Origin of the sequence: Achromobacter sp. RTa (assembly GCF_000757485.1) — a bacterium.
GTDB lineage: Bacteria > Pseudomonadota > Gammaproteobacteria > Burkholderiales > Burkholderiaceae_B > Achromobacter.
The window spans coordinates 25,646-48,979 of sequence record NZ_JPYO01000006.1 but is presented as its reverse complement, the minus strand read 5'-3'; the positions used below and the strand labels follow the sequence as shown (position 1 = coordinate 48,979).

General features: G+C 65.2%; 16 protein-coding genes and 1 pseudogene. 5 read left to right on the top strand and 12 right to left on the bottom strand.

Annotated features, from left to right (window positions below):
- Positions 1 to 702: pseudogene (locus tag JL37_RS03240) on the bottom strand (M81 family metallopeptidase); the annotation flags it as partial.
- Between the two features lie 394 nt (positions 703 to 1,096).
- On the opposite strand from JL37_RS03240, the gene JL37_RS03235 reads away from it, so the two are divergent.
- From JL37_RS03235 to JL37_RS03225, 3 genes are all read left to right on the top strand, one after another.
- Complete coding sequence (locus JL37_RS03235) at positions 1,097 to 2,344, top strand: D-amino acid dehydrogenase (RefSeq protein WP_043541958.1); 1,248 nt, start codon at positions 1,097 to 1,099, stop codon at positions 2,342 to 2,344.
- 28 nt (positions 2,345 to 2,372) lie between these two features.
- Positions 2,373 to 3,815, top strand: a complete 1,443-nt coding sequence (locus tag JL37_RS03230) for a M81 family metallopeptidase (RefSeq protein WP_043541957.1) — start codon at positions 2,373 to 2,375, stop codon at positions 3,813 to 3,815.
- Positions 3,816 to 4,018: 203 nt separating this feature from the next.
- Positions 4,019 to 6,007, top strand: a complete 1,989-nt coding sequence (locus tag JL37_RS03225; protein ID WP_043541956.1) for a hypothetical protein — start codon at positions 4,019 to 4,021, stop codon at positions 6,005 to 6,007.
- A gap of 55 nt (positions 6,008 to 6,062) precedes the next feature.
- On the opposite strand, the gene JL37_RS03220 is transcribed toward JL37_RS03225, so the two are convergent.
- The 3 genes from JL37_RS03220 to JL37_RS03210 all read right to left on the bottom strand — a co-directional run bounded on the left by JL37_RS03220 (position 6,063) and on the right by JL37_RS03210 (position 8,384).
- Positions 6,063 to 6,839: a fused MFS/spermidine synthase gene (locus tag JL37_RS03220; protein WP_043541954.1), complete on the bottom strand. Its 777-nt coding sequence runs from the start codon at positions 6,837 to 6,839 to the stop codon at positions 6,063 to 6,065.
- A gap of 118 nt (positions 6,840 to 6,957) precedes the next feature.
- A complete protein-coding gene (locus JL37_RS03215) occupies positions 6,958 to 7,377 on the bottom strand; it encodes a universal stress protein (protein ID WP_043541952.1) in 420 nt (139 codons plus the stop codon).
- Positions 7,374 to 8,384 carry a TerC family protein gene (locus JL37_RS03210; protein WP_043541950.1) on the bottom strand — a complete coding sequence of 337 codons (1,011 nt, stop codon included), beginning with the start codon at positions 8,382 to 8,384 and terminating at the stop codon, positions 7,374 to 7,376. Before JL37_RS03210 ends, JL37_RS03215 begins: the two co-directional genes overlap by 4 nt.
- A 238-nt stretch (positions 8,385 to 8,622) precedes the next feature.
- Here JL37_RS03210 and proP point away from each other — a divergent pair, with 238 nt between their 5' ends.
- Positions 8,623 to 10,155 (top strand): glycine betaine/L-proline transporter ProP, encoded by a 1,533-nt coding sequence (proP, locus tag JL37_RS03205; protein WP_052096822.1) that lies wholly within the window; start codon positions 8,623 to 8,625, stop codon positions 10,153 to 10,155.
- Positions 10,156 to 10,303: 148 nt separating this feature from the next.
- Complete coding sequence (locus JL37_RS03200; protein ID WP_043541949.1) at positions 10,304 to 11,140, top strand: hypothetical protein; 837 nt, start codon at positions 10,304 to 10,306, stop codon at positions 11,138 to 11,140.
- Between the two features lie 99 nt (positions 11,141 to 11,239).
- On the opposite strand, the gene JL37_RS03195 is transcribed toward JL37_RS03200, so the two are convergent.
- From JL37_RS03195 to JL37_RS03160, 8 genes are all read right to left on the bottom strand, one after another.
- A complete protein-coding gene (locus JL37_RS03195; RefSeq protein ID WP_369798515.1) occupies positions 11,240 to 12,436 on the bottom strand; it encodes a polysaccharide lyase family 1 protein in 1,197 nt (398 codons plus the stop codon).
- Between the two features lie 24 nt (positions 12,437 to 12,460).
- Positions 12,461 to 14,350 carry a tetratricopeptide repeat protein gene (locus JL37_RS03190; RefSeq protein WP_231570280.1) on the bottom strand — a complete coding sequence of 630 codons (1,890 nt, stop codon included), beginning with the start codon at positions 14,348 to 14,350 and terminating at the stop codon, positions 12,461 to 12,463.
- A gap of 7 nt (positions 14,351 to 14,357) precedes the next feature.
- Positions 14,358 to 15,389, bottom strand: a complete 1,032-nt coding sequence (locus tag JL37_RS03185) for a sugar ABC transporter (protein WP_043542105.1) — start codon at positions 15,387 to 15,389, stop codon at positions 14,358 to 14,360.
- A 121-nt stretch (positions 15,390 to 15,510) separates the two neighbouring features.
- The gene (locus JL37_RS03180) at positions 15,511 to 16,230 is read right to left on the bottom strand and encodes an ATPase (protein WP_043541946.1); all 720 of its coding nucleotides are present in this window, start codon (positions 16,228 to 16,230) and stop codon (positions 15,511 to 15,513) included.
- A 9-nt stretch (positions 16,231 to 16,239) separates the two neighbouring features.
- On the bottom strand, positions 16,240 to 17,580 hold the full coding sequence (locus JL37_RS03175) for an ABC transporter permease (RefSeq protein ID WP_043541944.1): 1,341 nt from the start codon (positions 17,578 to 17,580) through the stop codon (positions 16,240 to 16,242).
- A gap of 7 nt (positions 17,581 to 17,587) precedes the next feature.
- Positions 17,588 to 18,745 carry a polysaccharide biosynthesis/export family protein gene (locus JL37_RS03170; RefSeq protein WP_043541942.1) on the bottom strand — a complete coding sequence of 386 codons (1,158 nt, stop codon included), beginning with the start codon at positions 18,743 to 18,745 and terminating at the stop codon, positions 17,588 to 17,590.
- Positions 18,746 to 18,786: 41 nt separating this feature from the next.
- Complete coding sequence (locus JL37_RS03165) at positions 18,787 to 20,841, bottom strand: glycosyltransferase (protein WP_043541941.1); 2,055 nt, start codon at positions 20,839 to 20,841, stop codon at positions 18,787 to 18,789.
- Positions 20,838 to 23,318 carry a tetratricopeptide repeat protein gene (locus tag JL37_RS03160; RefSeq protein WP_043541940.1) on the bottom strand — a complete coding sequence of 827 codons (2,481 nt, stop codon included), beginning with the start codon at positions 23,316 to 23,318 and terminating at the stop codon, positions 20,838 to 20,840. Before JL37_RS03160 ends, JL37_RS03165 begins: the two co-directional genes overlap by 4 nt.
- Positions 23,319 to 23,334 lie beyond the last annotated feature (16 nt).

Sequence of the window (23,334 nt, the reverse complement as noted above, 5' to 3'; positions counted from 1 at the left end):
CGTGGCGAAGCCCTGCGCCACGGAAACCGACAGGATGCCGTCGCGGCCTTCCAGTGCCTTGATGCGACTGACGAAGCCTAGCGCGGGCTCGCGCGTGGTGTGCATGGGCACGATCATCTCGCAGTCCACCAGCGACGCCACGGGCCGGCTACGGTCCGCCTGCGCATCCAGGCACAGCGCCAGCAGATCCTCCGCGCGCTCTCGGATATCGGTATGCGGATATTCCTTGAACAGCACCAGGACCGTGGCCTGCTCCACCATCAGCGGAGAGAGGTGCGCATGCGGATCCAGTTCCGCGCCCACCACGACGTCCGGGCCCACGATCTCGCGCACGCGGCGCAGGATGTCGCCTTCGCAATCATCGTAGCCGTCGGCCACCATCGCGCCGTGCAGGCCAAGCAGCACCATGTCCACCGGCATGGCCGCGCGCAGATCGGCCAGGATCTGGTCGCGCAGTGTCTCGTAGGCTGCGCGCGTCGTCGTGCCCCCGGGCTGGGCGGACGTGACGAGGCCTTCGGCCAGCGTCCAGCCCGCTTCGCGGCCGCGCAGACGCGCCACGTACAGTGGCGCGCCCGCGAAGGTGACCGAATCCGGATGTTTGCCCGCCGGATAGTAGTCCCGCTCCTGGAAGGCGGCGAGACTGGTGGGCATGGGTGCGAAGGTGTTGGTTTCCGTGCCCAGGCCGGCGCTGAAGATCTTCATGGCCGCGCTCCCGGACAAGCTGGAGCATGCGCCGCGGCATGCGCGGCGTTCCGGTACGACGACATATTGTTCCCCTTGTTTGGACCGGATATCCGTCATTGCCGCTGCGTGGAAAGCGGCACTGCGTTCCGTAACGCGGATCATCGGCGGCACACAAGCGTGGCACAAATAGCTAATGTGGGCGTATGGATAACCCAAGGTTATGGCGTGCGTTTTTTCGGGCGAAATTGCAGAAAAACGCGCGTGAAACGGGCTTTTTTAAGGGAAAACGATAGGACGATGGAAACGCGCCACGCACATGCCGCAAGGTTATGGATAGCTCATGATTTGGAATTTGCCGGCCCTCGGCGGTCGGCCCAGAATCGTGGCCTGTTCTGGACCTACGGGGCGAATCATGCGGGTATGCGTAATTGGAGCAGGTGTGGTCGGCGTAACCACGGCGCACCTGCTGGCGCGAGAAGGGCACGAGGTTGCGTTGGTCGACGAGCGGGCCGAGCCCGCATTGGGCAGCAGCTTCGCCAACGGCGGCCAGCTCAGCTACAGCTACGTCGCGCCGCTCGCCGGCCCAGGCACCCTGGCCGAAATGCCCCGCTGGATGTTCCGGCGGGACTCGCCGCTGCGCCTGCGCTATCGTTGCGATCCGGCGCAATGGCGATGGCTCGCGGGATTTCTGAGCGCCTGCCGCGCTTCGGTCTCGCGCGCGTCCACGGCGCAGTTGCTTTCGCTGTCATATCTCAGCCGCGACACTCTGCACGCCATGCTGGATGAAGCGCCGATGGATTTCGGGCTGACTCGCACCGGCAAGCTCATCGTGTACCGCAGCGCCTCCCTGCTGGACAAAGCCGCCGCACTTGTGCGCTACCAATCCGCGCATGGCGCGGAACAGCGCGTGCTGTCTTCCAGCGAAACCATTGCCGCGGAGCCCGCGCTGGCCGGCATGGGAAGAAAGATCGCAGGCGCCGTTTTTACGCCGGGCGAAGAAGCCGGCGACTGCCGCCGCTTCACCGACGCGCTCTTCCAGCGCCTGCAACGCGCGTCCGATATCTCCGTGCATATGAACACCCGCGTACAGCGCCTGCGGCGCGAACGTGGACGCATCGTGGCGGCACAGACGTCCGCAGGCGACCTGCAGGCCGACGCATTCGTCGTGGCGTCCGGAATCGGCAGCCGCCCGCTGCTTGCAGCCCTCGGCCAGCGCGTGCCGCTCTATCCACTCAAGGGCTATAGCCTGAGCATCCCGCTTGCTGCCGGCGGCGCCGGCGTCCCGGCCATCAGCGTCACCGACTACGAACGCCGCATCGTCTACGCCCGACTGGGCGACGTGCTGCGCATTGCCGCCATGGTGGACATCGGCGCCCAGCCGGAAGAGATCGATGCATCCCGGCTGGCCACGCTGCGGCGCCAGGTGTCCGGTGCTTTTCCGCGCCTGGACTTGTCGCAGGCGCAAGCCTGGGCGGGCGTGCGCCCCGCGACGCCTACCAGCAAGCCGCTGATTGGCAGAAGCCGCGTCGCGAACAACCTGTGGCTCAACATCGGCCAGGGCGCCCTGGGCTTTACCCTGGCCTGCGGCAGCGCCGCCCTGCTGACGGCGCAACTGAGCGGCGTACGGCCGCCCATCGATCCCGCTCCCTTCCAACCCTGACCGGCGCGCTGCGCCCTGGAGTCGTCCCATGCGTGTCTTCACCGGCGCTCTCGCCACGGAAACCAACACGTTCTCGCCCCTGCCCACCGGGCTCGCCGCCTTCAAGTCGCGCGAATACCTGCCGGGCGGCACGCACCCCGACCATATGACGTTCTACGCGGGGCCGCTATGGGTCGCGCGACAGCGCGCCAGAGAGATGGGATGGACGCTCATCGAGGGTCTCGTTGCGTCCGCGCAACCCGGAGGCACAACGACACGCATGGCCTACGAAACGTTGCGCGACGAGTTGCTGGCCGATCTGCGCGCGGCCATGCCGGTGGACATGGTGCTGCTTGGCCTGCACGGCGCGATGGTGGCCGACGGCTACGATGATTGCGAAGGCGACATCCTGCGCCGCGTGCGCGAGATCGTGGGCCCGGACGTCGTGGTGGGCGCGGAACTGGATCCGCATGCGCACCTCTCTCCGCTGATGGTGGAGCAGGCCACGGTCCTGGTGCTGTTCAAGGAATATCCGCATACCGACGTACTGGAACGGGCGCAGGATTTGTTGGAACTGAGCCATGCGGCCCATCTTCGCCAGCGGCATCCCGTTGCGGCGTTGGTGGATTGCGAGATGATCGTACCCATGCACACCACGCGCGAGCCCGCGCTAGGCTTCGTCAGTCGCATCAAGGCGCTGGAAGGCCGCGACGGCATCCTGTCGGTTTCCGTGGCGCAGGGCTTCGCCACGGGCGACGTGCCGGAGATGGGCACCAAGGTGCTCGTCTACGCCGACGGCGACGCCGGCCGCGCGCAGGCGCTGGCCCGGCAGCTGGCCGACGAACTCATCGCCATGCGCGAACAGCTCATGGTGCCGTACCGCAGCGTGGACCAGGCGCTCGATGAAGCGCTGGCATTCGGCGACGGCCCCATCGTCCTGGCCGACCGCTCCGACAACCCCGGCAGCGGCGCCGCGGGCGACTCCACCTATCTGCTGGCCCGCATGCGCGAACGTGGCATACGCGACGCCGCCATCGGCCCCATGTGGGATCCGGTGGCGGCGCGCATCGCATTCGATGCAGGCCCCGGCGCGGTGCTGGACCTGCGCATCGGCGGCAAGGTCGGCCCCTTGTCCGGCAACCCCGTGGATGCCCGTTGCCGCGTCGTGTCGACCCGCGCCGGGATGTTCATGACCGGCAACTCCAACACCCGCATCGCGCTGGGCGACTGTGCTCTGGTCGACGTGGACGGCATCCTGGTCGCGCTCGTATCGCTGCGTACCCAGGCCTACCATACGGATCTGTTCACTCAGCTGGGCTGCGACCTGACGGCGCAACGCCTGATCGTGGTGAAGTCCGCGCATCACTTCCACGCCATGTACGCCCCGCTGGCCAAGGCGGTGTTGTACGTGGCCGCCCCCGGTTCGGCCAGCCCGGACTGGCGCAGCCTGCCATACCGCAAGGCCAGGCTGCCGAAATGGCCCATCGCTTGAAATTCCGGGCCGCCAGCGGCCGGCCTCTCAGGCAGCATAAACATACCGGTATGAATTAACGGAGCCATTCTTTCGGATACTGGCGGGCCGCCCGGGCTCCGCCTATATATCGCTGCTACGGCCGCGCCGCACCGCGCCGCCGTCATGTCGTTTGCCGATAACACAGATTTCGAAACCAGGCCGACAATAAGGGAGGGGCCGCCATGGCTGCCAGGAAGCAAACGGGGCGCGCTGCCCAGAAAAAGCCGGCCACGAAGGCCTCCGCGCGCAAGACGCCGCGCCCGCGCAAGACCCGCAAGCTCCCGCCGGAACTTCCCTTCCGCCGCACGGCGAAGCCCGACGCCTTCGACGCTCGCGACGTCGCTTTCCATCCCAACATTTCCGTCACCCCCAAGACGGAAATGATCCCGGCCATGGGGCTGACGGTAAAACACCAGGGCGACACCTCCGCCTGCACCGGCTTCGCCTTGTCGACCGTCGTCGAATATCTGCTGCGCCGCTCCGAACGCGAGCCGCGCCCGGCCATTTCCCCGTACATGCTGTATTCGATGGCCAGGCGCTACGACGAATTCCCGGGCTCGGTCGACGACAACGGATCGAGCCTGCGCGGCGCGCTCAAGGGCTGGTTCAAGCACGGCGCCTGCGCCCAGGCCCTGTTCCCCGGTATCGAGATGCCCGCCGCGGCCAACGCAACGGAGGACGACTGGTGGCTGGATGCGGTGAAGCGGCCGCTGGGCGCCTACTATCGCGTCGACACGCGCAGCATCGTCGAAATGCATGCGGCGCTCAACGAGGTCGGCATCCTCTACGCCAGCGCCGGGTGCCATTCCGGCTGGGACGCCGGCCATGGCGTCACGCCGCGGACGGCGCCCGCCACGCCCGTCGCCCAACCCTTCTGGATCATTCCTTCCAACGATCAGGAATCCGCGATGGACGGCCACGCCTTCGTCATCGTGGGCTATACCCAGGACGGCTTCCTGATCCAGAATTCCTGGGGCGAGGAATGGGGCACGCACGGCATGGCGGTGCTGACCTACGACGATTGGATGCGCAACGCCATGGACTGCTGGGTGGTCCAATTGGGCGTCGTCACCCATGAGCACGAAAAGATTTCCAACAGCATCAGCCTGCGCACGGACGGCAGGAAGGTCACGCTGGCCGCGGGCACGGTCTTGCGCAACCGTGAAATCTCCCCGTTCATCGTCAACATCGGCAATAACGGGAAGCTCAGCAACAGCGGAACCTTCAGGACCACGCCGGACGACCTCCGCGCCATCGTGGACGTGCATATGAACGCCGCGCGCGAAAAATGGGGCCTGAAGGACAAGCCGATGGACGTGTGCGTCTATGCCCATGGAGGATTGGTCGGGGAGGAAGATGCCGCGCAGGCTGCCGCCGAGTGGATACCCCTGCTGTACGAAAGACAGATCTTCCCGGTCTTCCTGATGTGGGAAACCGATTTCATCACCACGGTGATGAACATCATCCAGGACGCGGCCAACAGCGTGCCCAGGACCACGGGCGGCCTCGGCGAGCGCCTGGAGCGCTGGTGGAACCAACGCCTGGAACGCTGGCTGGCTCGGCCCGGCACGGTCGTCTGGGGAGAAATGAAGCAGAACGCGCAGGCCATGAGCGAGCCCAACCCCAAGGGCAGCTCCCAGGAAGAGGCGGCGATGCTCATGCTGTACAAGCACTTCAAATCTCAGGTCGGCCAGGGCCGCGTCCGCCTGCACATCGTGGGCCACTCGGCCGGCGCCATCGTCGCCAGCCATTTCGTGCAACGGCTGGCGGCGGATGGCGGCGAACTCGAATCCCTGAGCCTCATGGCGCCGGCGGTAACGATGGACACGTTCCGCCGGCTGGTCGTGCCGAGCCTGAAGACTCGCGTGAAGCGCTACCAGCAGTTCCACCTGTCGGACCGCGCCGAAGAGGACGACCCCACCTGCGGGCCGTACCGGCGCTCGCTGCTTTATCTGGTGAGCGAGTCCTTCGAGGGCGGCACCACCACGCCGCTGCTCGGCATGGAACGGTACTTCCGCGACGCCGGCATCCCCTGCGACGCCGTGCATGTCTCGCCGGCCGGCGCCCATGCTTCGGGCGGCGGGCTGCCGCCCGTCGCCTCCAGCACGCATGGCGGCTTCGACAACGATAAAGGAACCCAGCAGCACGTCATCGCATTCATCAAGCGCTGACCGGCGCCGGGAACGGGCGCCTATTGCGTGCCCTCGCTTGGCGCACGCGGCTCGGCTAGCGCAGCACCAGGGTCGCCCCGATGACGCGCATGGTCGGCATCAGCTGGCGCCAGGCGTCCTTGGAAATGGCGGCAGGCCTCCGGAGCGCCGCGGCGGCGGGATCGTCCAGCAGATCGCCCTTGCAGGCGAACACGATGCTGTTGGTCATGTCGTCATCCACGACCTCGAACATCGACGCCCCGAACGAGGCGCGCACCCGGTCCATGTACTCGTGATGCTGCGGATGATTCACGTGGAAATTGATCACCAGGATGCCGTCCTCCCGCAGGGCGCGGAAGCAATCGGCATAAAAGCCGACCGAGCACAGGGCATCGGGAATCCCACCCACGCCGAAACCGTCCAGGAAGATCACGTCCGCGTGGTCTTCGGCTTCGCGCAGGTATTCTGCGGCGTCCGCCTGGATGACCCGGAACCGGGCGTCGTCCGCCGGCACCATGAAGGCATCCCGCAAGGCGATGACGTCGGGATCGATCTCGATCACCTCGATCTCGGTCCGGGCCAGGTGGCGGTGGCAGAACTTGGGCAGCGACCCGCCCCCCAGCCCGACCATCAGGATGCGGGCGGGTTCCGGCTTGAACAACACGAAGCCCATCATCATCCGCGTGTATTCGAGGTCCAGCGCATCGGGATTGAGCAGCGACATGCTGCTCTGTATTTCCTTCTCGGTGAAATGCAGCGTCCGCCGGGCGCCTGAATCCTGGACAAAGGGCCTGGGATTGCCGGTGGACGCGGCGGGCGGCGGGGAATCGGCGGAAATGCGGACGTCGGACATGGGGGTGCGGCGGATTGCAGGGAAATGTGCAGAAGATACCATCCGGCGCGGGACGGGTTCAGATCCCCGTCCCGCCATGCAATCCGCCCGCGCGGGCGGCCCGATCGGCCGGCGTGCCCTAGATCAGCAGGACCGGGCAGGGCGCGTTCGCGACGATCCGCCCGCAAACCGACCGCAGGATGGCATCGACGAACTGCCCCCGGTGGTGCGAACCCATCACGATCGCGGCCGCTTCGATCCTGGCCGCGTACTCGACGATTTTCTCCGCCGCGTGGCCCGTCAGCTCGTGGCATTCGAACGCCACGCCGCCTTCGGTCAGGATGTCGACCGCCGACTTCATCGCCCTGCCGCTCTCTTCGTGGTGCCAGGCGTCTATGCCTGCCTTGCCGATGAAGGCCTGCACATCTCCCGTCACGTCGGGCTCGCAGTGCACCACGTGCACGGTGAAATCCCGGTTGAGCAGGGAACTTCCGACCAGGTAGCGCGCTGCCGCATCGCTGTAGCTCGACCCATCGGTGGCAAGAATGATCGTGTTCATGGCGGATCTCCGGTTTTTGACGCTTTGGCCTTGGGACGCGCGGCATTTGCCGCAATCCGCCCGGGCAGAATCAGGCTGGCGCCAACGGACGCCAACAGGATAAGGCCAACTGCCCCAAGCGACCAATGCACGGGCACATGGAGCCATGGCGCGGCCAGCATCTTGCCGCCGATGACGATGAGCACGGCGGCCAGGCCATGCTTGAGATAGCGGAAGCGCTCCCGCATGTCGGCCAGCAGGAAGTACATCGCGCGCAGGCCCATGATGGCGAATATATTGGAGGTGAATACCAGAAAGGGATCGGTGGTGACCGCGAAGATCGCGGGAATGCTGTCCACCGCGAACACCGCATCGCTGGCCTCGATCATCAACAGCACCACGAACATCGGCGTGGCGTAGCGCAGGCCGCCGATACTCACGAAGAAGGCCTCTCCGTGATAGTCCTTGGTGATCCGCATGGACGACCGCAGCAAGCGGACCAGCGGATTGCGGGCGATGTCCGGCTGGTGATCCGCCTTGGCCAGCATCCTGGCCCCGGTGACGACCAGAAGCGCGCCGAAGACGTAGAACAGCCATGCGAACTGCGAAAGCAGCCACACGCCGGCAAGAATCATGGACACGCGCATCACGATCGCGCCCAGCACGCCGTACAGCAATACCCGGCGCTGCAGGTCGAGCGGCACGGCGAAGTACCCGAAGATCAGCGAGAACACGAACATATTGTCCACCGACAGGGACAGTTCGATCAGGTATCCGGTAAAGAACTCCAGCGCCTTCCGGTTCGCCGTGGCGCGGCCCAGGGTGGCATCCAGGAACCACCATAGCAGGGCGCCGAACAGCGTGGCGAGGGCCACCCAGGCAAGCACCCAGCATAGCGCCTCCCGCGAAGAGACGCGGTGCGCGTGCCTGCCGCCCAGCACGTACAGGTCCAGCGCCAGCACGACCAGCACGAACCCGACGAAGCCCGCCCACATCGGCAGGGTGGCAAAGGTCTCGACCTGATCCATCAGGGTCTCCCGCCATCGCCGCACCTCCGGCGCCTGGCCGGCGGCTTGCGGCAAATACACGAATCCAGTCTAGAGCGGCGCGATTCCGGGAACAATTCGCATATGACGAATTGATAGTCAGTAAATCCCGAAATCCGCGCGCGGGCGCCACGCCGCGGCGCCGGCGGAGTAGAATTTTTGCGTTGCAGCGCGCCCCGGGGCGCCAAGGCACACCTTGCACACAATGGGAGGTTGACTCATGCCAGAGATATCCCCAGCGTCACAGCAGGTCCGGCCGTTGGAGATCGGCGACATCACCGTCATCGACAACACCAAGCTCAAGAAGGCGGTAACGGCCGCCGCGCTCGGCAATGCGATGGAGTGGTTCGACTTCGGCGTCTACGGCTTCGTCGCCTTCGCGCTGGGCAAGGTGTTCTTCCCGGACGCCTCGCCCGCGGTCCAGACCATCGCCGCGCTGGGCACCTTCTCCGTGCCCTTCCTCGTGCGCCCGCTGGGCGGCGTCTTCTTCGGCGTGATGGGCGACCGCTTCGGTCGCCAGAAGGTGCTCTCGCTGACCATCATCATCATGGCGATCAGCACCTTCTGTATCGGCTTGATTCCCTCCTACGAATCCATCGGCCTGTGGGCGCCTGTACTGCTGCTGCTGTGCAAGCTCGCCCAGGGGTTTTCCGTGGGCGGCGAGTACACGGGGGCCGCCGTCTTCGTGGCCGAGTACGCGCCCGACCGCCGGCGCGGCTTCCTCGGCAGCTGGCTGGACTTCGGCTCCATCGCCGGCTTCGTGCTGGGCGCGGGCCTGGTCGTGCTGCTGCAGGCGACGCTGGGGGAACGGACCTTTCTTGAATGGGGATGGCGCGCGCCCTTCTTCGTCGCCGGTCCGCTCGGGCTGCTGGGCCTGTATCTGCGCCATGCCGCCGAGGAAACCCCGGCGTTCACGCAGCAGCTGGAAAAAATGGAGCAGGAAGACCGCGACGCCGTGCAGGAACGGCCCACCGTATCCTTCCGGGAAATCTTCTCCAAGTACCGCAAGGCGCTGCTGGTCTGCATCGGCATGGTGCTGGTGACGAACATCACCTACTACATGCTTCTGACCTATATGCCCACCTACCTGTCGAGCAGCCTCGGCTATTCCGAGGAGCACGGCGTGCTCATCATCGTAGTGGTCATGATAGGCATGCTGTTCGTGCAGCCTGTCGTCGGCTTCTTCAGCGACAAGGTCGGCCGCAAGCCGTTCCTGCGGGTCGGCAGCATCGGCCTGCTGGCGATAGCGGCACCCGCCTTCACGTTCGTGGGCAGCGACAACACCGGCCTGATTTTCCTGGGGCTGTTGTTCATCGCCGTGTTCCTGAACTGCCTGACCGGCGTCATGGCGTCCACGCTACCCGCGCTGTTTCCCACCCGGATCCGGTACAGCGCGCTGGCCAGCTCTTTCAACGTGGCGATCATTGCCGCCGGCCTCACCCCCACCGTGGCCGCATGGCTGGTCGAGGAGACCGGCAACCTGATGATGCCCGCCTACTACCTGATGGCGGCATCGCTGATCGGCATCGTCACGTCCTTCTTCCTGCCCGAAACCGCGAACCGCCCGCTGCGAGGAGACACCCCGACAGCCTCGAACCGGCGCGAGGCGCACGCCCTGCTGCAGCAAGCCCATGAGCATATCGAGCAGAGCGTGCTCGACGTGGAGGCGGAGATCGCGGAACTGGAAGAAAAACTGGAGGAACTGCGGCAACGCCGCCAGCGCCTGGCGGACCGGCATCCCGATCTGGAATGAGGCGGCGCGGCGGACGCACGCCGTCTCTCCTTTACAATCCGCGCGGGCCGATGCCTCGTTGACAACCCAAAGGGCGACTTATCGAGTCGCCCTTTGTTCGTCCGCCGCATTGGCGCAATCCGCTATTCAAAAGGAAGTCATACCCACCATGCAGCACCCTCAGTCTTATTCCAAGGGCGACCTTATCCAGACCTTTCGCCATGGCAAGGCCCTCGTCTATTTTCTTGTGATAATGGGATTCGTCTGCCTGGGCACGGCCGGGTTCGTGGTGTATCTGAGCACCATCGTGCCGCAGAAAGATCCCGTTCTCTTCTTCGGCACCAGCGGCTTCCTGCTGTTCTGCTCGATTTGCGCATTCGCCGCCTCCGTGTGGCAGAAGAAACTGCGCCGCGCCAGCTACGACGTCTACGAAAAAGGCATTGCCCAGGTCATCGGCGGCCAGGCGCAGTACACGCCCTTCACCGAAATCCAGGACCTCTACCTGTTCAGTTCCGGGCAGACCATTCTGAGCGGCATGGCAACCAACCTGGCCTATCGCCGCGACGCGAGCGAACCTTTCCGCTGGATCAGCGAACACCTCTGGAAATTCATGGATTTCCAGCAACTGGTCCGCGAACTGTACCTGCGCGAGCGCCAGCCCGCCGTCCTCGAAACCCTGGCGTCCGGCGGGGCCGTCACGTTCAACTACATCAGCAGCGGCCAGGTCTGGCGCAAGCGCATGAGCGGTAAGTTCCTGAACGTCTCCACCCAGCCCATCGTCCTGACCCGCGACGCGCTTGAAGTGCAGGGACGGAAGATTTCCCTGTCCAGCCTGCGCAGCGTCGACCTGAACGCCTGGACCGAAAAAGTCGTCATCAAGGACGAGTCCGGCAAGACCGTGCTGTCCACGATAGGCCTGGGCATTCTGAGCCTGGATCTGTTCCTGAATACGTTGAGCCTGGTTCGTGAGCAGGACTACGAGATGGCTGCCGCAACGCCCGCCTGACCAGGAAAGCCGCGCCGGCTTTCCGCGGCGCGGGAGCAATACCATCCACGCGGTAGGTGAAGACAGATTTGGCGATCTTGCAAAGACCGGCCCGGTCCGTCACCCCGGGCAGCCCGCTCCGGTCCGCGCCGCGGGCAAGGGCGTATCGCCAGCGGTGTTGCCCGCGAACCGGCGGATTCTTTCCGCAAGCTCGGGCGTCGGCCGCTCGTAGCTGTAGCAATACGGCGGCGTCGGGGCCGACTCGGGACGATAGTCCTTCAACACCGGCTTCGCATCGCCCAGGTACAGGTTGTCCTTCAAGCGCAGGAAGGCCTTGTAATCCCGCGTGTAGCCATGCGCGTCCTTCCGCTTCTCGTAGGCGCCTCGGTCGGATTCGCCGTTGTCCAGCGCGCTGCGCTGGGGCGCGATGGGGATATAGCGGCAGTAATTCACATTGATGCCTTCGACCGTGGGAAAAAATTCGGGCTCGACGCACTTGCGCTGCGCTTCGTTGTTGAAGATGTTTCCTTCGACCAGCGCCTTGGCCTCCAGGCTGAAGCTCATGCCGTAGAAATCCCAGTTCTCCAGCAGGTTGTTGAAGAGGTGGAAGGTGCCGAATTGCCCGCGCGGATTGCGCTGCACGGTATTGAAGAAATAATTATGGTGCAGCGTCACGCGCGCGATCGAATCTCGGCCGTAGTTCTGGAAGAGGTTCTTCGAGGTAATGTTGTTGAGCAACATGACCTTGTTCGAATTATGGAATTTCGTCCATGAAATCGTGACGTCGGTCGAGCCATTCTTCACGTTGAGCAAGCGGTCGGACATCCGTGAAAGATCCATGTGATCGACCCACACATCGCGGCTGCCATTGGCCACGTTCACCGCTTGCGTAAGCCGGTTCAGGCGTCCGTCTATCGTAAGGTGCGTAAGAATGACGTTCTTGCTGCCGTACACGCCCAGCCCGTCGTCGATCAGGGTGACGCGCCTGCCGCGCCCGTCTATCGTCGTGTTCGAGGGCACGCGCAGCTGGGAATTCAAGACAATGGTCATATCGGACGCGAAGCGGATCCACGAAGGGCCTTTCTTCGCCTGCGCCAGCGCGGCGCGCAATGTCCCTGGACCCGCGTCCTGGTCGGACGTAACCTCGATGAACTTTCCGCCCAGGCCTCCCGTGGCCTGGGCGCCATAGCCTTCGCGCTGCTGGAGCAGCGCCGCCACAGTCGGGCAGCGCTCGTCCGGGCTCTGGCACGAGACCTCCGCCGCCGCCGACCCGCCATACAACATGGCCAGGGCGAGCAGCCAACACGCGGGTTTCATTGCAGCCTTCATCGGCGCTCGCTCCTATTGCTGCGCCGACCGGTCGGCGGCCGTGACGTGGCGCCAGATTCCTCCGCTCAGGCGCAGGTTCTCCGGCGGGCCGGCCAGATGCTCCCGCAGCCGTTCGAAATAAGCTTGCTGCCAACGCTGCGAGTATGCGTCGGCATCCTCGCCGGGCTGGGCCGCGGGCAGCATCTCCAGCGTATAAGCCACGTGGCCATCCTCCCAGCGGGGTGCGTAGAACACGGAGGGCACGCCCATGCGATGCGCCAGATTGGACGCGAAGCTGGAATACGTCACCTCCTGCCCTTCGAAGCGGGTGCGCGGCGCGGCGGGATTGGCCGCGCCGTCGATGGCCAGGCACAGCACGTAGCCTGAACTCAGCGCCCGCATGCAGGCCTTGGCAACCTGCGCCTCGGTCTGGTCCGCCGTGGAAATCAAGGCGGCGGCGTAGCTGCTCTGCGCGATATTGGGCGCCGTCGCCAGCCAGCGCGACGGAATGCCCACCAATTCCAGCGCCATCAGTCCGGCATACATGGGGCCGACGTGAGCCGTGGCGACCACGACCCCCTTGCCGGCCGCCAGCAGCGGCGCAAAAAAACGCTCGCCCGTGTCGAGCTCACCCAGCACCTGCATGGCCTCTTCGACGCTTTCCTCGCGGCATTCGAGCCAATCGAATAGCAGATGGTCGACCAGATGGCCCCAGCGGGCGCGGCGCTCCCACTGCGCCCGGTCGACCCCCGTGTCGCCACGCATCGACCAGGCCCAGTCCAGGCGCGCCTGCGGGATCGGAGCGCTATCCAAGCGCTCTTCCAGCTGTGCCATGGCCTGCTGGAAGGTCGCCGGAAGCCGTTTGCCGCGCTGCGCGACATACTTCCCGAACAGCGCTTCCGCCTCTTGCTTGCGGCCAGCCTGGGAAAGCGCGCTGATGGTCCCGCGCTGCCAGAGCTGGCTCTCCGGGGATTTTTCCAGCAGATACATCATCTGGTCGGCCGCGGCATCGTACTGCAGCGTGTAACGCAAAGCGCGTGCATAGAAAGCCCGCGTCTGCTCCAGATCGGGCGCCAGGTCGATGGCTTGCTTCAGCGGCGCGAGCGCCTCTTTGTAGCGACCGGCGCGCAACAGGGTCTCGCCATGCAGCGTCAGCAGCCTGACGTCGGCCGGCGCCGCGCCCAGGCCGGCCTCGAAATGCGCCAGGGCATGCATCTTGCGGTCGTCCTCGGTGCCGCGCCGCAGATGCGCAAGCCCCAGGGACGAGCGCAGGGCCGGGCAATCCAGGCCGGCCTCCAACGCCGCGGCGCCGAACTGGATGGCCGCTTCCACCCTGCCATCTTCCAGCAAGGCGCGCACGGCCATCGTAGCCACGCGTTCATTAGGCAGCTCGCGCGGATCCAGCGTCGCCGCCATGCCAGCTGCCTCGGCCGCATCCCCGTTGCGCACGAAGGCCATCAGCCAGGGGGAGGCCTCGCCAGGTTCGTTTTCCGCCAGGCCCCGCGTCGCGCGGGCGACCTCGGCGGCCTCGGCCGTCCGGCCGGCCTGCACGCGCAGCTGGATGCGCGCGGCATGCAACGCCGCCGCGCCGGGCTCGATGCCGGCGGCAGCGTCCGCCTCGGAGATGGCGCGATCCCATTGCTCCGTGCGCCCGAAGAGGCTGGCGAGCAGGCGACGCTCGTCGGCGCGCGCGGGATAGACCGCGACCATGATCTCCAGCGCGGCGATCGCCGCGCCTAGCTTGCCTTCCCGCACCAAGGGCGACACCAGCAGGCGGCGCGCATCGCGCCAGCCGTCGGCGGCCTGCCGCAGCGCGGGCTCCAGCAGAGGCATTTCATGCTGCGGATCGGCCGAGGCATGGATCTGCTTGATCACGTCGCGCAGCCGGGCCGCAGCCTCGGCGCCCGCGGGACGATTTGCCATTGCCGCATCAACCATGGCGCAGCCCCCTCAGCAAGGCCATCGCCACACGAGCGATGAACATCAGTACAAAGCCCAGCGCCAGCGCCTGCAGCAGCAGGATGCCCGTGCGCGGACTGCTCGGGCGGTCCGTAGGCACCGGCTGCGCGATGATGGACAGGTAGCGCTGCAGGCGCAGGGTATCCGTCATGGCCTGCTGGTAGGTCTGCTGGGCCAGGGTCAGGTTCGAATCCGCGAACGCCTGGGCATTCCTCAGCGCTTCATAGGACTTGAGCTGTTTCGCTTCCGTGTTGCCCGCGCCGCTCAGGCGCTGGCGCACGGCCGCGATCCGCTTCTTCAAGGATGTCACCTGCATCTCGGCGGGCCGCAGCATGAAATGGTCCTTATTGCCCAGCGCGCGGATCTTGTCGAGATTGATCTGCGCGGTGTTGAGCTCCCCTTCGAGCTGGCTGGAAAGGTTCAGCAGCATGGTCACCGTGGCCGTGGGGTCGATATTGCCGTGGGTCGTCCGCCAGGCAGTCAGCGTCTCCCGGGCGGCAAGCGCCTTCTGCTCAGCAAGCTTCACCGCTTCCTCGCTCACCTTCAGCTTGTCGGCGACGCCCTTCTCGTTCATGGAGCTGACGAAGTTCTCGGCCAGTTCGATCAACGCCCTGGACAGCAACGCGGCATCCTCCGAGGAAAACGCGCTCACGCGCAGCACATCGATCTGCTCCAGCGCGTTGAACGAGACCTTTACCGAGGCCTGGTAGGCACGATAGAGATCATCCTCGCTGGAATCCTCGGCAAGATGGCTCACCGGGTCCATGCCCGCTCGGATCAGGTACTGGCGCAGGCCGACCTTCTTGTCGAGCTGCTGCATGGCATCGCGCGACTTGAGAAAGTCGGCGACGGCCCAGCCATCCACGAAGCCGCCCAGCATGCCGCCCGCGTTGCCCGTGGTCAGCAGGCTGGCCGCGGCGCCCCCTCCGCCTTGCTGGCCCGAGGCCGACTGCACGAAGAAGCGCGACTCCGCTTCATAGCGGGGCGTGGCGAAACACAGCACATAAACCAGGGCGCACACGACCGGCGCCAGCACGATGAGCACGTTGACCCAGCGGTGGCGGCGCCGCTCACGCAGCGCCGATTGCCGCTCGCGGCGGCGGCGTTCGATTTCCGAGCGGCCCTCAGATACCAAACCCGGTTTCCTCGAAGCCGCCTCCGAGGACGTCGTCGCCTGCGCTGCCGGATTCGTTCCTTGATCGTCTCGGAGGGAACCTGCGGATGCACTGGTCGAGGTCGTCTTCGATGCTGAGTGCGCTTCGTTCATAAATCAAACCCTTGAAGCAATAGTCCGCCAACTGATTCTGGCGGTAACTGGAAAGAATGAGTGTCCGGCCGACCAGCCGCTCTTCGAACAGGGCGAGCCAGAGGCGGGTGAAACGGCAAGGCTCGAAAGGGATGGCCCCTTCGATCACATAGACATCGAACGCCGGCGCCAGCGCCAGCGCAAAAGAGAACTCCTGCCGCGCATAGAGCGGCCAATGCTCCATGGGCTTGGCCAGGGTCCTCGGATCGCTAACCAGGTCGGCGACCAGTTCGTGCGTGGCGTCCGCGTCGATCTCGTACATTTCGCTGACGAAGTCGATCATGCTCAGGCCGTTCGCCTTGCCGCGGATGAAGCCCTGCCGGCCTATCGCCCACGACACGTTGCCATCGTGCTTGACGAATCCCTGGCGCGGCGGACGCAGGCCGCACAACACATCGACGATCTGGCGATGCAGCTCCGGCGCGGGCGACAGCAGCGCATAGCGGCCGACCGGAATGTCGAGATCGACATTGGAAAGCAGCGCTTGCCTGCTTCCGAATGCATAGGGCTCGTCAGTGACGCCATTGAGATGGATCATCCTCTTCCTTCACATCGGCTGGACGTTGGGGCGGGCCAGACGCTCGGCCGCCAACGCAAGCACCATCAAGAAAACCAAAGAGGTCAGGAAATACCCCAGACTCGCATCGTGCGAGGAGTAGGCCTCGAAATAGGCCGAACGCAGCAGCTGCATGCCGTGCGCCAACGGCAGCCACAGCATCCAGTGGCGCAGATTTTCCGGCAACTGCTCCGAAACAAAGAACACGGCGGCGAATATCTGCAGAAATCTCTCGATGATCGGCGCCAGCCTGAGAAAGAAATGCCAGAAGGTGGCGATCGATCCGAACAGCACGCCCAGCGCAACGCCGAAACACCCCATCAGCACGACGTAAAGCAGGAACCCGGGCCAGCTTCTCGGCAGCGTGATGAGCTCCAGGGCATGGCCCGCGCTGATCAGCACCAGGAACACCACCAGATACACCGACACGTAGATGAACGCCTGCACCAGCGCGCACATCAATGGCGTAACCCCCTGGAAGTTCAGCAAGCCGCGCGCCGACACATAGGCGGTACTGCTCCTGAAGACGATCTGCCGGAACATGATCCAGGTCGTCGCCCCAAGCAGCGAAAACGTCTGCACATCCATGCCCATGATGTAGTGGGTGCCCATCAGGATGTACAGCGACGAAATCAGCGTCAGCAGCACGACCGGGCCTACCAGCGCCCATACCAGGGCGATCCGGCTCTCGCCGTGCATCACGCGCAGCTGGTAGATGAACATCGCCAACAGCGTGCGCCCGACCGGCCGGACCTTTACGGAATGGCTCGGGTCGTGCCCTTCATGCAGGTCCTGCAGGCGCTCCCGCAGAATCGCGAGATCTCCGGCTTCGTCCTGCGCCACCTCGACTTCCAGCGCGATGTCGTTGCGCGAGGCATGGCGGCGCGCTTCACGCGCTTCGTCCTGCTTCCTGCGCTCCACGCGCCGCGCATGCGCTGCGGCCAGGCGCTCGTCTTCCGCCACCAGCTTGGCCGGCATGTATCCGGGCGCGAACACCTCGGCGCCATCGCGGATGTCCATTTCCAGCAGGCGCACGATGACGCGCAAGCGCCGCCGCGAAAAATCGGCCAACGTCTCATCGACATTACTGCGCGCGATCTCCGCGTCTAGCTCCGCCTGCACGGCTTCGTACACCGCCCGCCGGGCCGCCACGGAATCGTGCGGCTCGCCCTGCAGGCGCGCGACCAAGGGCTTGAGCAGGACGGCCGGCGTCGCCTTCGCTTCAAACAATGCCGCCGGATCCAGGCGCCAGGCCGAAACGCCCGCCCCTACCGCGTAACTGCTGTCTTTTCGGCGCGAGCGCCAGCCCTTGATCCTGTCCTCGTTACTCATCGACACGCTACTGGGTAATGCCAGAAGAACTGGAGCCCGAATCGCTGTCGATTGCACGCGTGGCGCTAAAGCCCGCGCTCATCGTGACGCGGAACGCCGACAAGACCTTCTGCACCTGCGTAAACGGCGCGTCGGAGATGTAAATGGCCTGTCCTTCATGCACGGTGAACTCCCGCGCCAACGCCACCTGCTCCGGGCGGGTGAGGTCGAACTGGTAGACCACGGGCAGCATGTCCGGCTTGCCGTCGACGCCAGCCTTGGCAGGCGTGAACAGGAACACGGAACGCGGATCCGCCAGCTTGTCGTCCAGGCCTCGGGAATCCGCCAGCGCGTCCAGCACACTGTAGTTGCGCTTGCTGATCGCCACACGCCCCTGGTTGCCGGCCGCGCCCAGCACGGTCAGGTACTCCTTCGAGTCGTAGGCGGTAATGACGTCGCCCGCCCGCAGCAGGATGTCGTTGTTCTGGTTGCGGTAGATGTCCGACAGCCGAACCGACACCACCTGGTTGTCGCGGCGCAGGCTGATGACCAACTGCTCGGGGTTCGTCTGCACCGGCGCCGCCTGCGCCAGCGCGCTGCTCAAGCGCTGGGAAGTCTGCGTAATGGGATACATGCCAGGCTTGGTCAGGTTGCCCTGCACGGTCACCATCTGTCCGCGCGCGTCCGCCGCGCGCGTCACGCTGACGTCAGCGCCAACGACGAGCTTGGCCAAACGCGCAACCACGGCGTCATGCAATTGCGCCAGCGTCATGTTGGCGGCATGGAATTTCCCCAGGATGGGAAAAGTCACATTCCCCGACGGATCTATCTCCTGGTTGCCCAGGTCGCTCACGCCGGAAGGATCGGCCGCGAACACGCCCAGCCCTCCGCGCTCCCATACCTTCACGTTGATGCCGTCGCCCGGCACAAGCCGGTCGAAGCCGGCCTGCGTGAGATCGCGGTAGCGCACGGGAAAGTCGGCGACGTCGGGCACCCGGCTCGCCTGCGCAAGCTCGCGCGAAACGGGCATCACGATGACGTCCTTGTCATCGTGCGCCCCCGTCATCTCGCTCAACATCGGGCCGGAACGCGGCAGTTGGCATCCCGTCAACAAAAGCGTGGCAAATACCACCGTGGCCAGGGCCGCTTTGCGCCGCGGTCCTGAAGCCGGGACGTACATATGCATAAGATCCTTTCGTTTCAGCAGCTGGATTGGATGGACGCCAATCAGGCCTGCATCAGGCTCATGGGTTCCATATCCATGCGTTCATCGTTCTCGGAGATGACCGGCATGCACAAGCCCATGAACTTGGTCAGCATCGCATCGAGCGAGAACAGTTTCTGCGCCCGGTGGCGGCTGTGCTCCCTCAATTTCTCGTTGCTGCGCACCTGGTCCACCATGGACGCGACTTTCTCGCAGGCCTCGTGCAGATCCGGATGATCGACGCAGCTGAGCAGATGACCGGTCTCGTTCTCCACGAAACACTCGCCGGCGCCCCCCGCTGGCGTCGAGATCACCGGCACCCCCACGAGCTGGGCTTCGATCAGCACGTTGGGCAAGCCTTCGTAGCGGGACAGCAGGACGCTGGCATCCATTTGCGAATACCAATAACCCACATGGTTGGAAAGACCGACCAGCAAGAGCCTGCCCGTCACGCTCAACTCTTCGGCCAGCGCCTCGATGTTCTCTCGAAGGCGTCCGTCGCCGACGATGACAAAGCGCGCTTGCGGACGCTCTTTCAGATACAGCGCCGCCAGCTTGATCCACAGCTGGGGCCGTTTGTCCGGCTCCAGGCGGAACACGCCGCCGATCGTCTCCGTGGCGTCATTCGTGCTTTCCTGGAAGGCTTTCCACTTTTCCTCATCCGCGGCCGAAGCGTCCGTCGACAGGTCGGGCACGCCGTTATACAGAATGTGGAAACGTGTTATCGGGATGCCCAGCCATTCGGAATACGCTTCCGCAGCCTTGCAGCTATTGCTGACGAACACCACCCCCGGCACCTGCGCCAGGGCCTGGTATAGCTCCGGATACTCTTCCCGAAAACGGTCCTTGCGGATATTCGGCGGCAATCCGCGGAAAACCAGGTGTATGGTCGGCGCTCCCGCCAGCAACGCGGCCAACGCGCCAAACAGGCAGGTTCCGTCCTGCCACAGGCTCACCACATCGAACGAGTTCTCCCGCAGCACCGGCGCGAGCCGGGTCACACCGTAGTGAACGGGAGGCGGCAACTGCTCCAGCAAGCGGCTCAGGCTGCCCTCGGGAACCGATTGATGGGAGACCGACACGGCCGGCAACTTGTTGATTTCCGTAACCGGGATCTGCGCCTTCACCAGCACGGGCAGGAAAAAGTCCAGCCCCTGCTTCTTGGTGGAACCCGCCGGCTCGGTGTGCTGCTTCACCATGACTTCGACCTTCTTGGGCATCATGACGACGTCCGCCGGCCGGCGCTCGGGAGCCTCGGCCAGACGGGTCAGCTCGCCCGCGAGCCGCGTCAGCTGGCGTTCGGCGCCGCCTGGGCCGAGGCTGCCCGTCACCAGCGCCACCGACACCGGCCTTTCCGCCGACTGTTCGACGATCTTCCGGTCCCGGAAGTGCAGGATCGCATGCTTCATCGACACGATCCTGACATCCTTGCCCACCAGCCCCTCTTCGGATTCGAAGCGCTGGTAGAAGGCGTAATCGCTGGCCAGGTCATTGGCCAGTTCCGCCGCCTTGCTGCCGGGCGTCAGGTGCTTCATCACAGGCGCTATCGCGTCGAATGCGTCGGCCAGCAGCCCGCGCTTGCGCAGGCGCTTGGCGAACTCGACCCGCATGTTGCGATCGGTGTTCTCCGAAATCAGCCGACGGAACAGCGCGTCGGACTGCTCGTGGGCGCGGATGTCGCTAAGCAGTTTGGCGCGGGCGAACAAGCGATTGGGATTCTGCGTCGAAGGCGGCAGATGGCGGTCGACCAGCGACAAGGCTTCATCGATCTTGCGTTCCTTCACCAGGCGCGTCGCGCAATAGCGCACGATCTGGAAGTCGTCAGGGCATTCTTCCAGCAGCGTGGCCCACTGCTCGGCCATGCCTTCGTTCAGGCCCGCCGCCTCCTTCAGCCTGAGCAGCAGGAATCGGACCTTCGAGTCGGCCATGTGATCGCGCGCCAACTCCTGTGCGCGGGCCAGGTTCTCCTGCGCCACTTGCACCCGCACCGACGCGGCAACGATCTCCTCCAGTTGGGCTTGCACCCTTTCCAGATCGGACGCGGTTTCTTCTTGCTCGGCAATCAATGGCGGATTCATGCTGCCTTCCTCCGGTTGATCTTCTCGATCCACACGAGGCAGCGTTCAATGTAGTGGTCGAACTGCGCAGGATTCTCGGAGCGTTCCTGGAGCGCACGCCAGTACGGCAGGGCCTGTTCGAAACGATGCAGGCGCATGGCGCCAACCGCGGCCAGGCGCAGGCCAATGGGATCGTCCGGAACCAGCTTCAGGATCCGCTCGCCCAAAGCCAGGCGCTCCGTCGTGCTCGCCGAATCCAGCGCGCGCGCTTCGGCGTACAGCACGGCGATGATGCGCCGTTTTTCATGGTCGACTTCCGGCATTCCGGGCCATGACTGCGCAACGCGCTCCAGCAGGTTCCAGGCTGCCTGGTGATCGCCGGCGGAAAGGATCTCGCGGGCGCCGCGAATGGCGCGGGGGCCGAGCCGGCCCAGCTGACGCTGCGCTTCGTCCTTGGCGCTTTGATCCGCTCCGGTGTGGCCGAGCACTGTCTTGTAGGCGTCGATGGCTTCGCCGTACCAGCCGCCGTGGAAGGCTACCCGCGCGTAGTGCAGCTGCGTGCTGAACGAAGCGGAGTCGCCGGCGGCGGCCTGTTCGAGGTGCCGCATGGCGGTCTTTTTGTCGCCAAGCGCGTCGGCCGCGCGGCCACGCATGGCGTGCAGCTCGGGAAAATCGATCTGGCTGTCGAGCGCGATGTCGGTAAGGTCGATGACTTCCTTGTGATTGCCCGCGACCAGCGCGGCCCGCACGCCCAGGCGCAGGGCGCGTTCGAATGCGCGCTGAGCGCGCACTCCGGCCAGCGCATCGGGAGTCAGCAGGCGGTGCGCGCAGATGCGCTCCGCCGCATCGCGCAGGCGCCCCTCTTCCAGCGCGCGGTTGCCTTCTTCGGCCCACGCCTGCGACTGGCCATGCAGCCAGGCAACGATGTCCTCTTGCTCGCTGCTGGCCAGCTTGCACGAGACGGCCAGCGTGGCGGCGGCCATGATGCAGCCCCGCCATGACGCTTCCTTGACGAGCTCCAGGGCGTCGACGTCATTGAGCGCGGGCGATTCGGAAGCCAGGTTGCGCAGTTCCGCGCGGTCCCCGGCCAGCAGGCGGTCGCGCCACAGCGTGGCGAAACCCCGGCCATAGGCGGGCATGGCGGCGCGGACCTCATGGACCCAACGTATGGCGGCTTCCATGTCGCCGCTGGCTTGCAGCAGCGCAAGAACCGTGTCGGCCGCTTCCACCGCTCCCGCATCCTCCGGCGAGGAAATGCGGAACAGCTGCTTCCAGTTGCCCAAGGTCTCACCCCCATAACCCAGGTGGCCCGCGGAAACCGCCGCGATCCGCACGATCTCGGGGGTTTCGATTTCGTCGCCCAGCAGGCCGGCTGCGAGCGAGTACGCCACATCGAAGCGTCCCAGCTTGAACTGGTTGCGCATCAGGATCTGCTCGGCCTTGCTGCCCGACGCCACTGCGCCGTCGGCGCTGCCCAGCAGCGCCAGCGAGCCTTCGTAGTCGCCCAGTTCCTCCTGGATGCGCGCAAACAGCAGGGTGTGGTCGGGCAGACCGGGGTGGCGGCGCAGCACGTCGCGCACCCGGCGCGAAGCTTCGCGCAGATCACCCGAATCCCACAGCTTCTCGATGCGGTCGGCGCTTTCTTCCGCGCCAAGCTTGGGCGGGGAAGGCTGCGTCGTCGAAGCATCCATCCGAGGACGCATGTAGGTCTTGAACCACTCGGCGCACAGGCGCTCGGCGAAGGCTGGCGTGTAGTGGGTCAGGTCGAGCCCGCCGTCTTCCATCGCTTCGGCCTGGCCGATCTTGTTCATCAGCGGAGTCGGGTCATAGCAGGGCACGCCGATGCGTTGCGCGCTGGCGGTCACCGCGGCGATCAGCTGCTGACGCTGCTCGATGGGCGCATTGTCCGGCGTCAAGGCATTGACGTGTGTGACAAACACCACTTTGTCCCGGCCTAGCAGGTCGACCAGCTGCGTCATTTCCTGCTCGATCTCTTCGTCGGTCTGATCGCGCTTGACGATGCGGGCGAGCAGCTCGCGGTCGTCCGGGGTCAGCCCCTTGTAGACAGGGTCCTGATCCAGCAAGGCGCGCCGTTCGGCCAGGCGGTCGGTGTGCGCCATGGACCAGAACATCCGGGTGCGCGTGCGGTCAGCGAAGAATTCGCTGAAATAGCGCACCAGGTAGTTGGACTGGATGGGGTAGCCGTCTATGGTCAGCAGCTTGCGCGAGGACAGTTCGACCACGTAGAGGTCAGCCGGCTTGTGCGTGCCTTTACGCGCCTGCTCGCCGTTCGAGGGCCGGAAGATCACGCGCTGGACGTCAGCCGGGATGTCGCCCTGGCCGAACATGAATCGCGCCTGCTGCAGCGCCTCGGCGCTGGTGTGCACGAAACCGTAGTTGCGGCCGAGTTGCAGCTTGATCGGGTAGCGGCCCACGGCATCGCGCAGCGGCGTATGGATGCGGCAGGTGCCAATCGGAGCGGTGGTAAAAGCAGCCATTCGGAGGCTCTCCTCT

Bases quoted from the DNA above. Each gene is read 5' to 3' on its own strand.
- JL37_RS03235 (WP_043541958.1), top strand. From the start codon at position 1,097: ATGCGGGTATGCGTAATTGGAGCAGGTGTGGTCGGCGTAACCACGGCG.
- JL37_RS03230 (WP_043541957.1), top strand. From the start codon at position 2,373: ATGCGTGTCTTCACCGGCGCTCTCGCCACGGAAACCAACACGTTCTCG.
- JL37_RS03225 (WP_043541956.1), top strand. From the start codon at position 4,019: ATGGCTGCCAGGAAGCAAACGGGGCGCGCTGCCCAGAAAAAGCCGGCC.
- JL37_RS03220 (WP_043541954.1), bottom strand. From the start codon at position 6,839: ATGTCCGACGTCCGCATTTCCGCCGATTCCCCGCCGCCCGCCGCGTCC.
- JL37_RS03215 (WP_043541952.1), bottom strand. From the start codon at position 7,377: ATGAACACGATCATTCTTGCCACCGATGGGTCGAGCTACAGCGATGCG.
- JL37_RS03210 (WP_043541950.1), bottom strand. From the start codon at position 8,384: ATGGATCAGGTCGAGACCTTTGCCACCCTGCCGATGTGGGCGGGCTTC.
- proP (WP_052096822.1), top strand. From the start codon at position 8,623: ATGCCAGAGATATCCCCAGCGTCACAGCAGGTCCGGCCGTTGGAGATC.
- JL37_RS03200 (WP_043541949.1), top strand. From the start codon at position 10,304: ATGCAGCACCCTCAGTCTTATTCCAAGGGCGACCTTATCCAGACCTTT.
- JL37_RS03195 (WP_369798515.1), bottom strand. From the start codon at position 12,436: ATGAAACCCGCGTGTTGGCTGCTCGCCCTGGCCATGTTGTATGGCGGG.
- JL37_RS03190 (WP_231570280.1), bottom strand. From the start codon at position 14,350: ATGGCAAATCGTCCCGCGGGCGCCGAGGCTGCGGCCCGGCTGCGCGAC.
- JL37_RS03180 (WP_043541946.1), bottom strand. From the start codon at position 16,230: ATGATCCATCTCAATGGCGTCACTGACGAGCCCTATGCATTCGGAAGC.
- JL37_RS03175 (WP_043541944.1), bottom strand. From the start codon at position 17,580: ATGAGTAACGAGGACAGGATCAAGGGCTGGCGCTCGCGCCGAAAAGAC.
- JL37_RS03170 (WP_043541942.1), bottom strand. From the start codon at position 18,745: ATGCATATGTACGTCCCGGCTTCAGGACCGCGGCGCAAAGCGGCCCTG.
- JL37_RS03165 (WP_043541941.1), bottom strand. From the start codon at position 20,841: ATGAATCCGCCATTGATTGCCGAGCAAGAAGAAACCGCGTCCGATCTG.
- JL37_RS03160 (WP_043541940.1), bottom strand. From the start codon at position 23,318: ATGGCTGCTTTTACCACCGCTCCGATTGGCACCTGCCGCATCCATACG.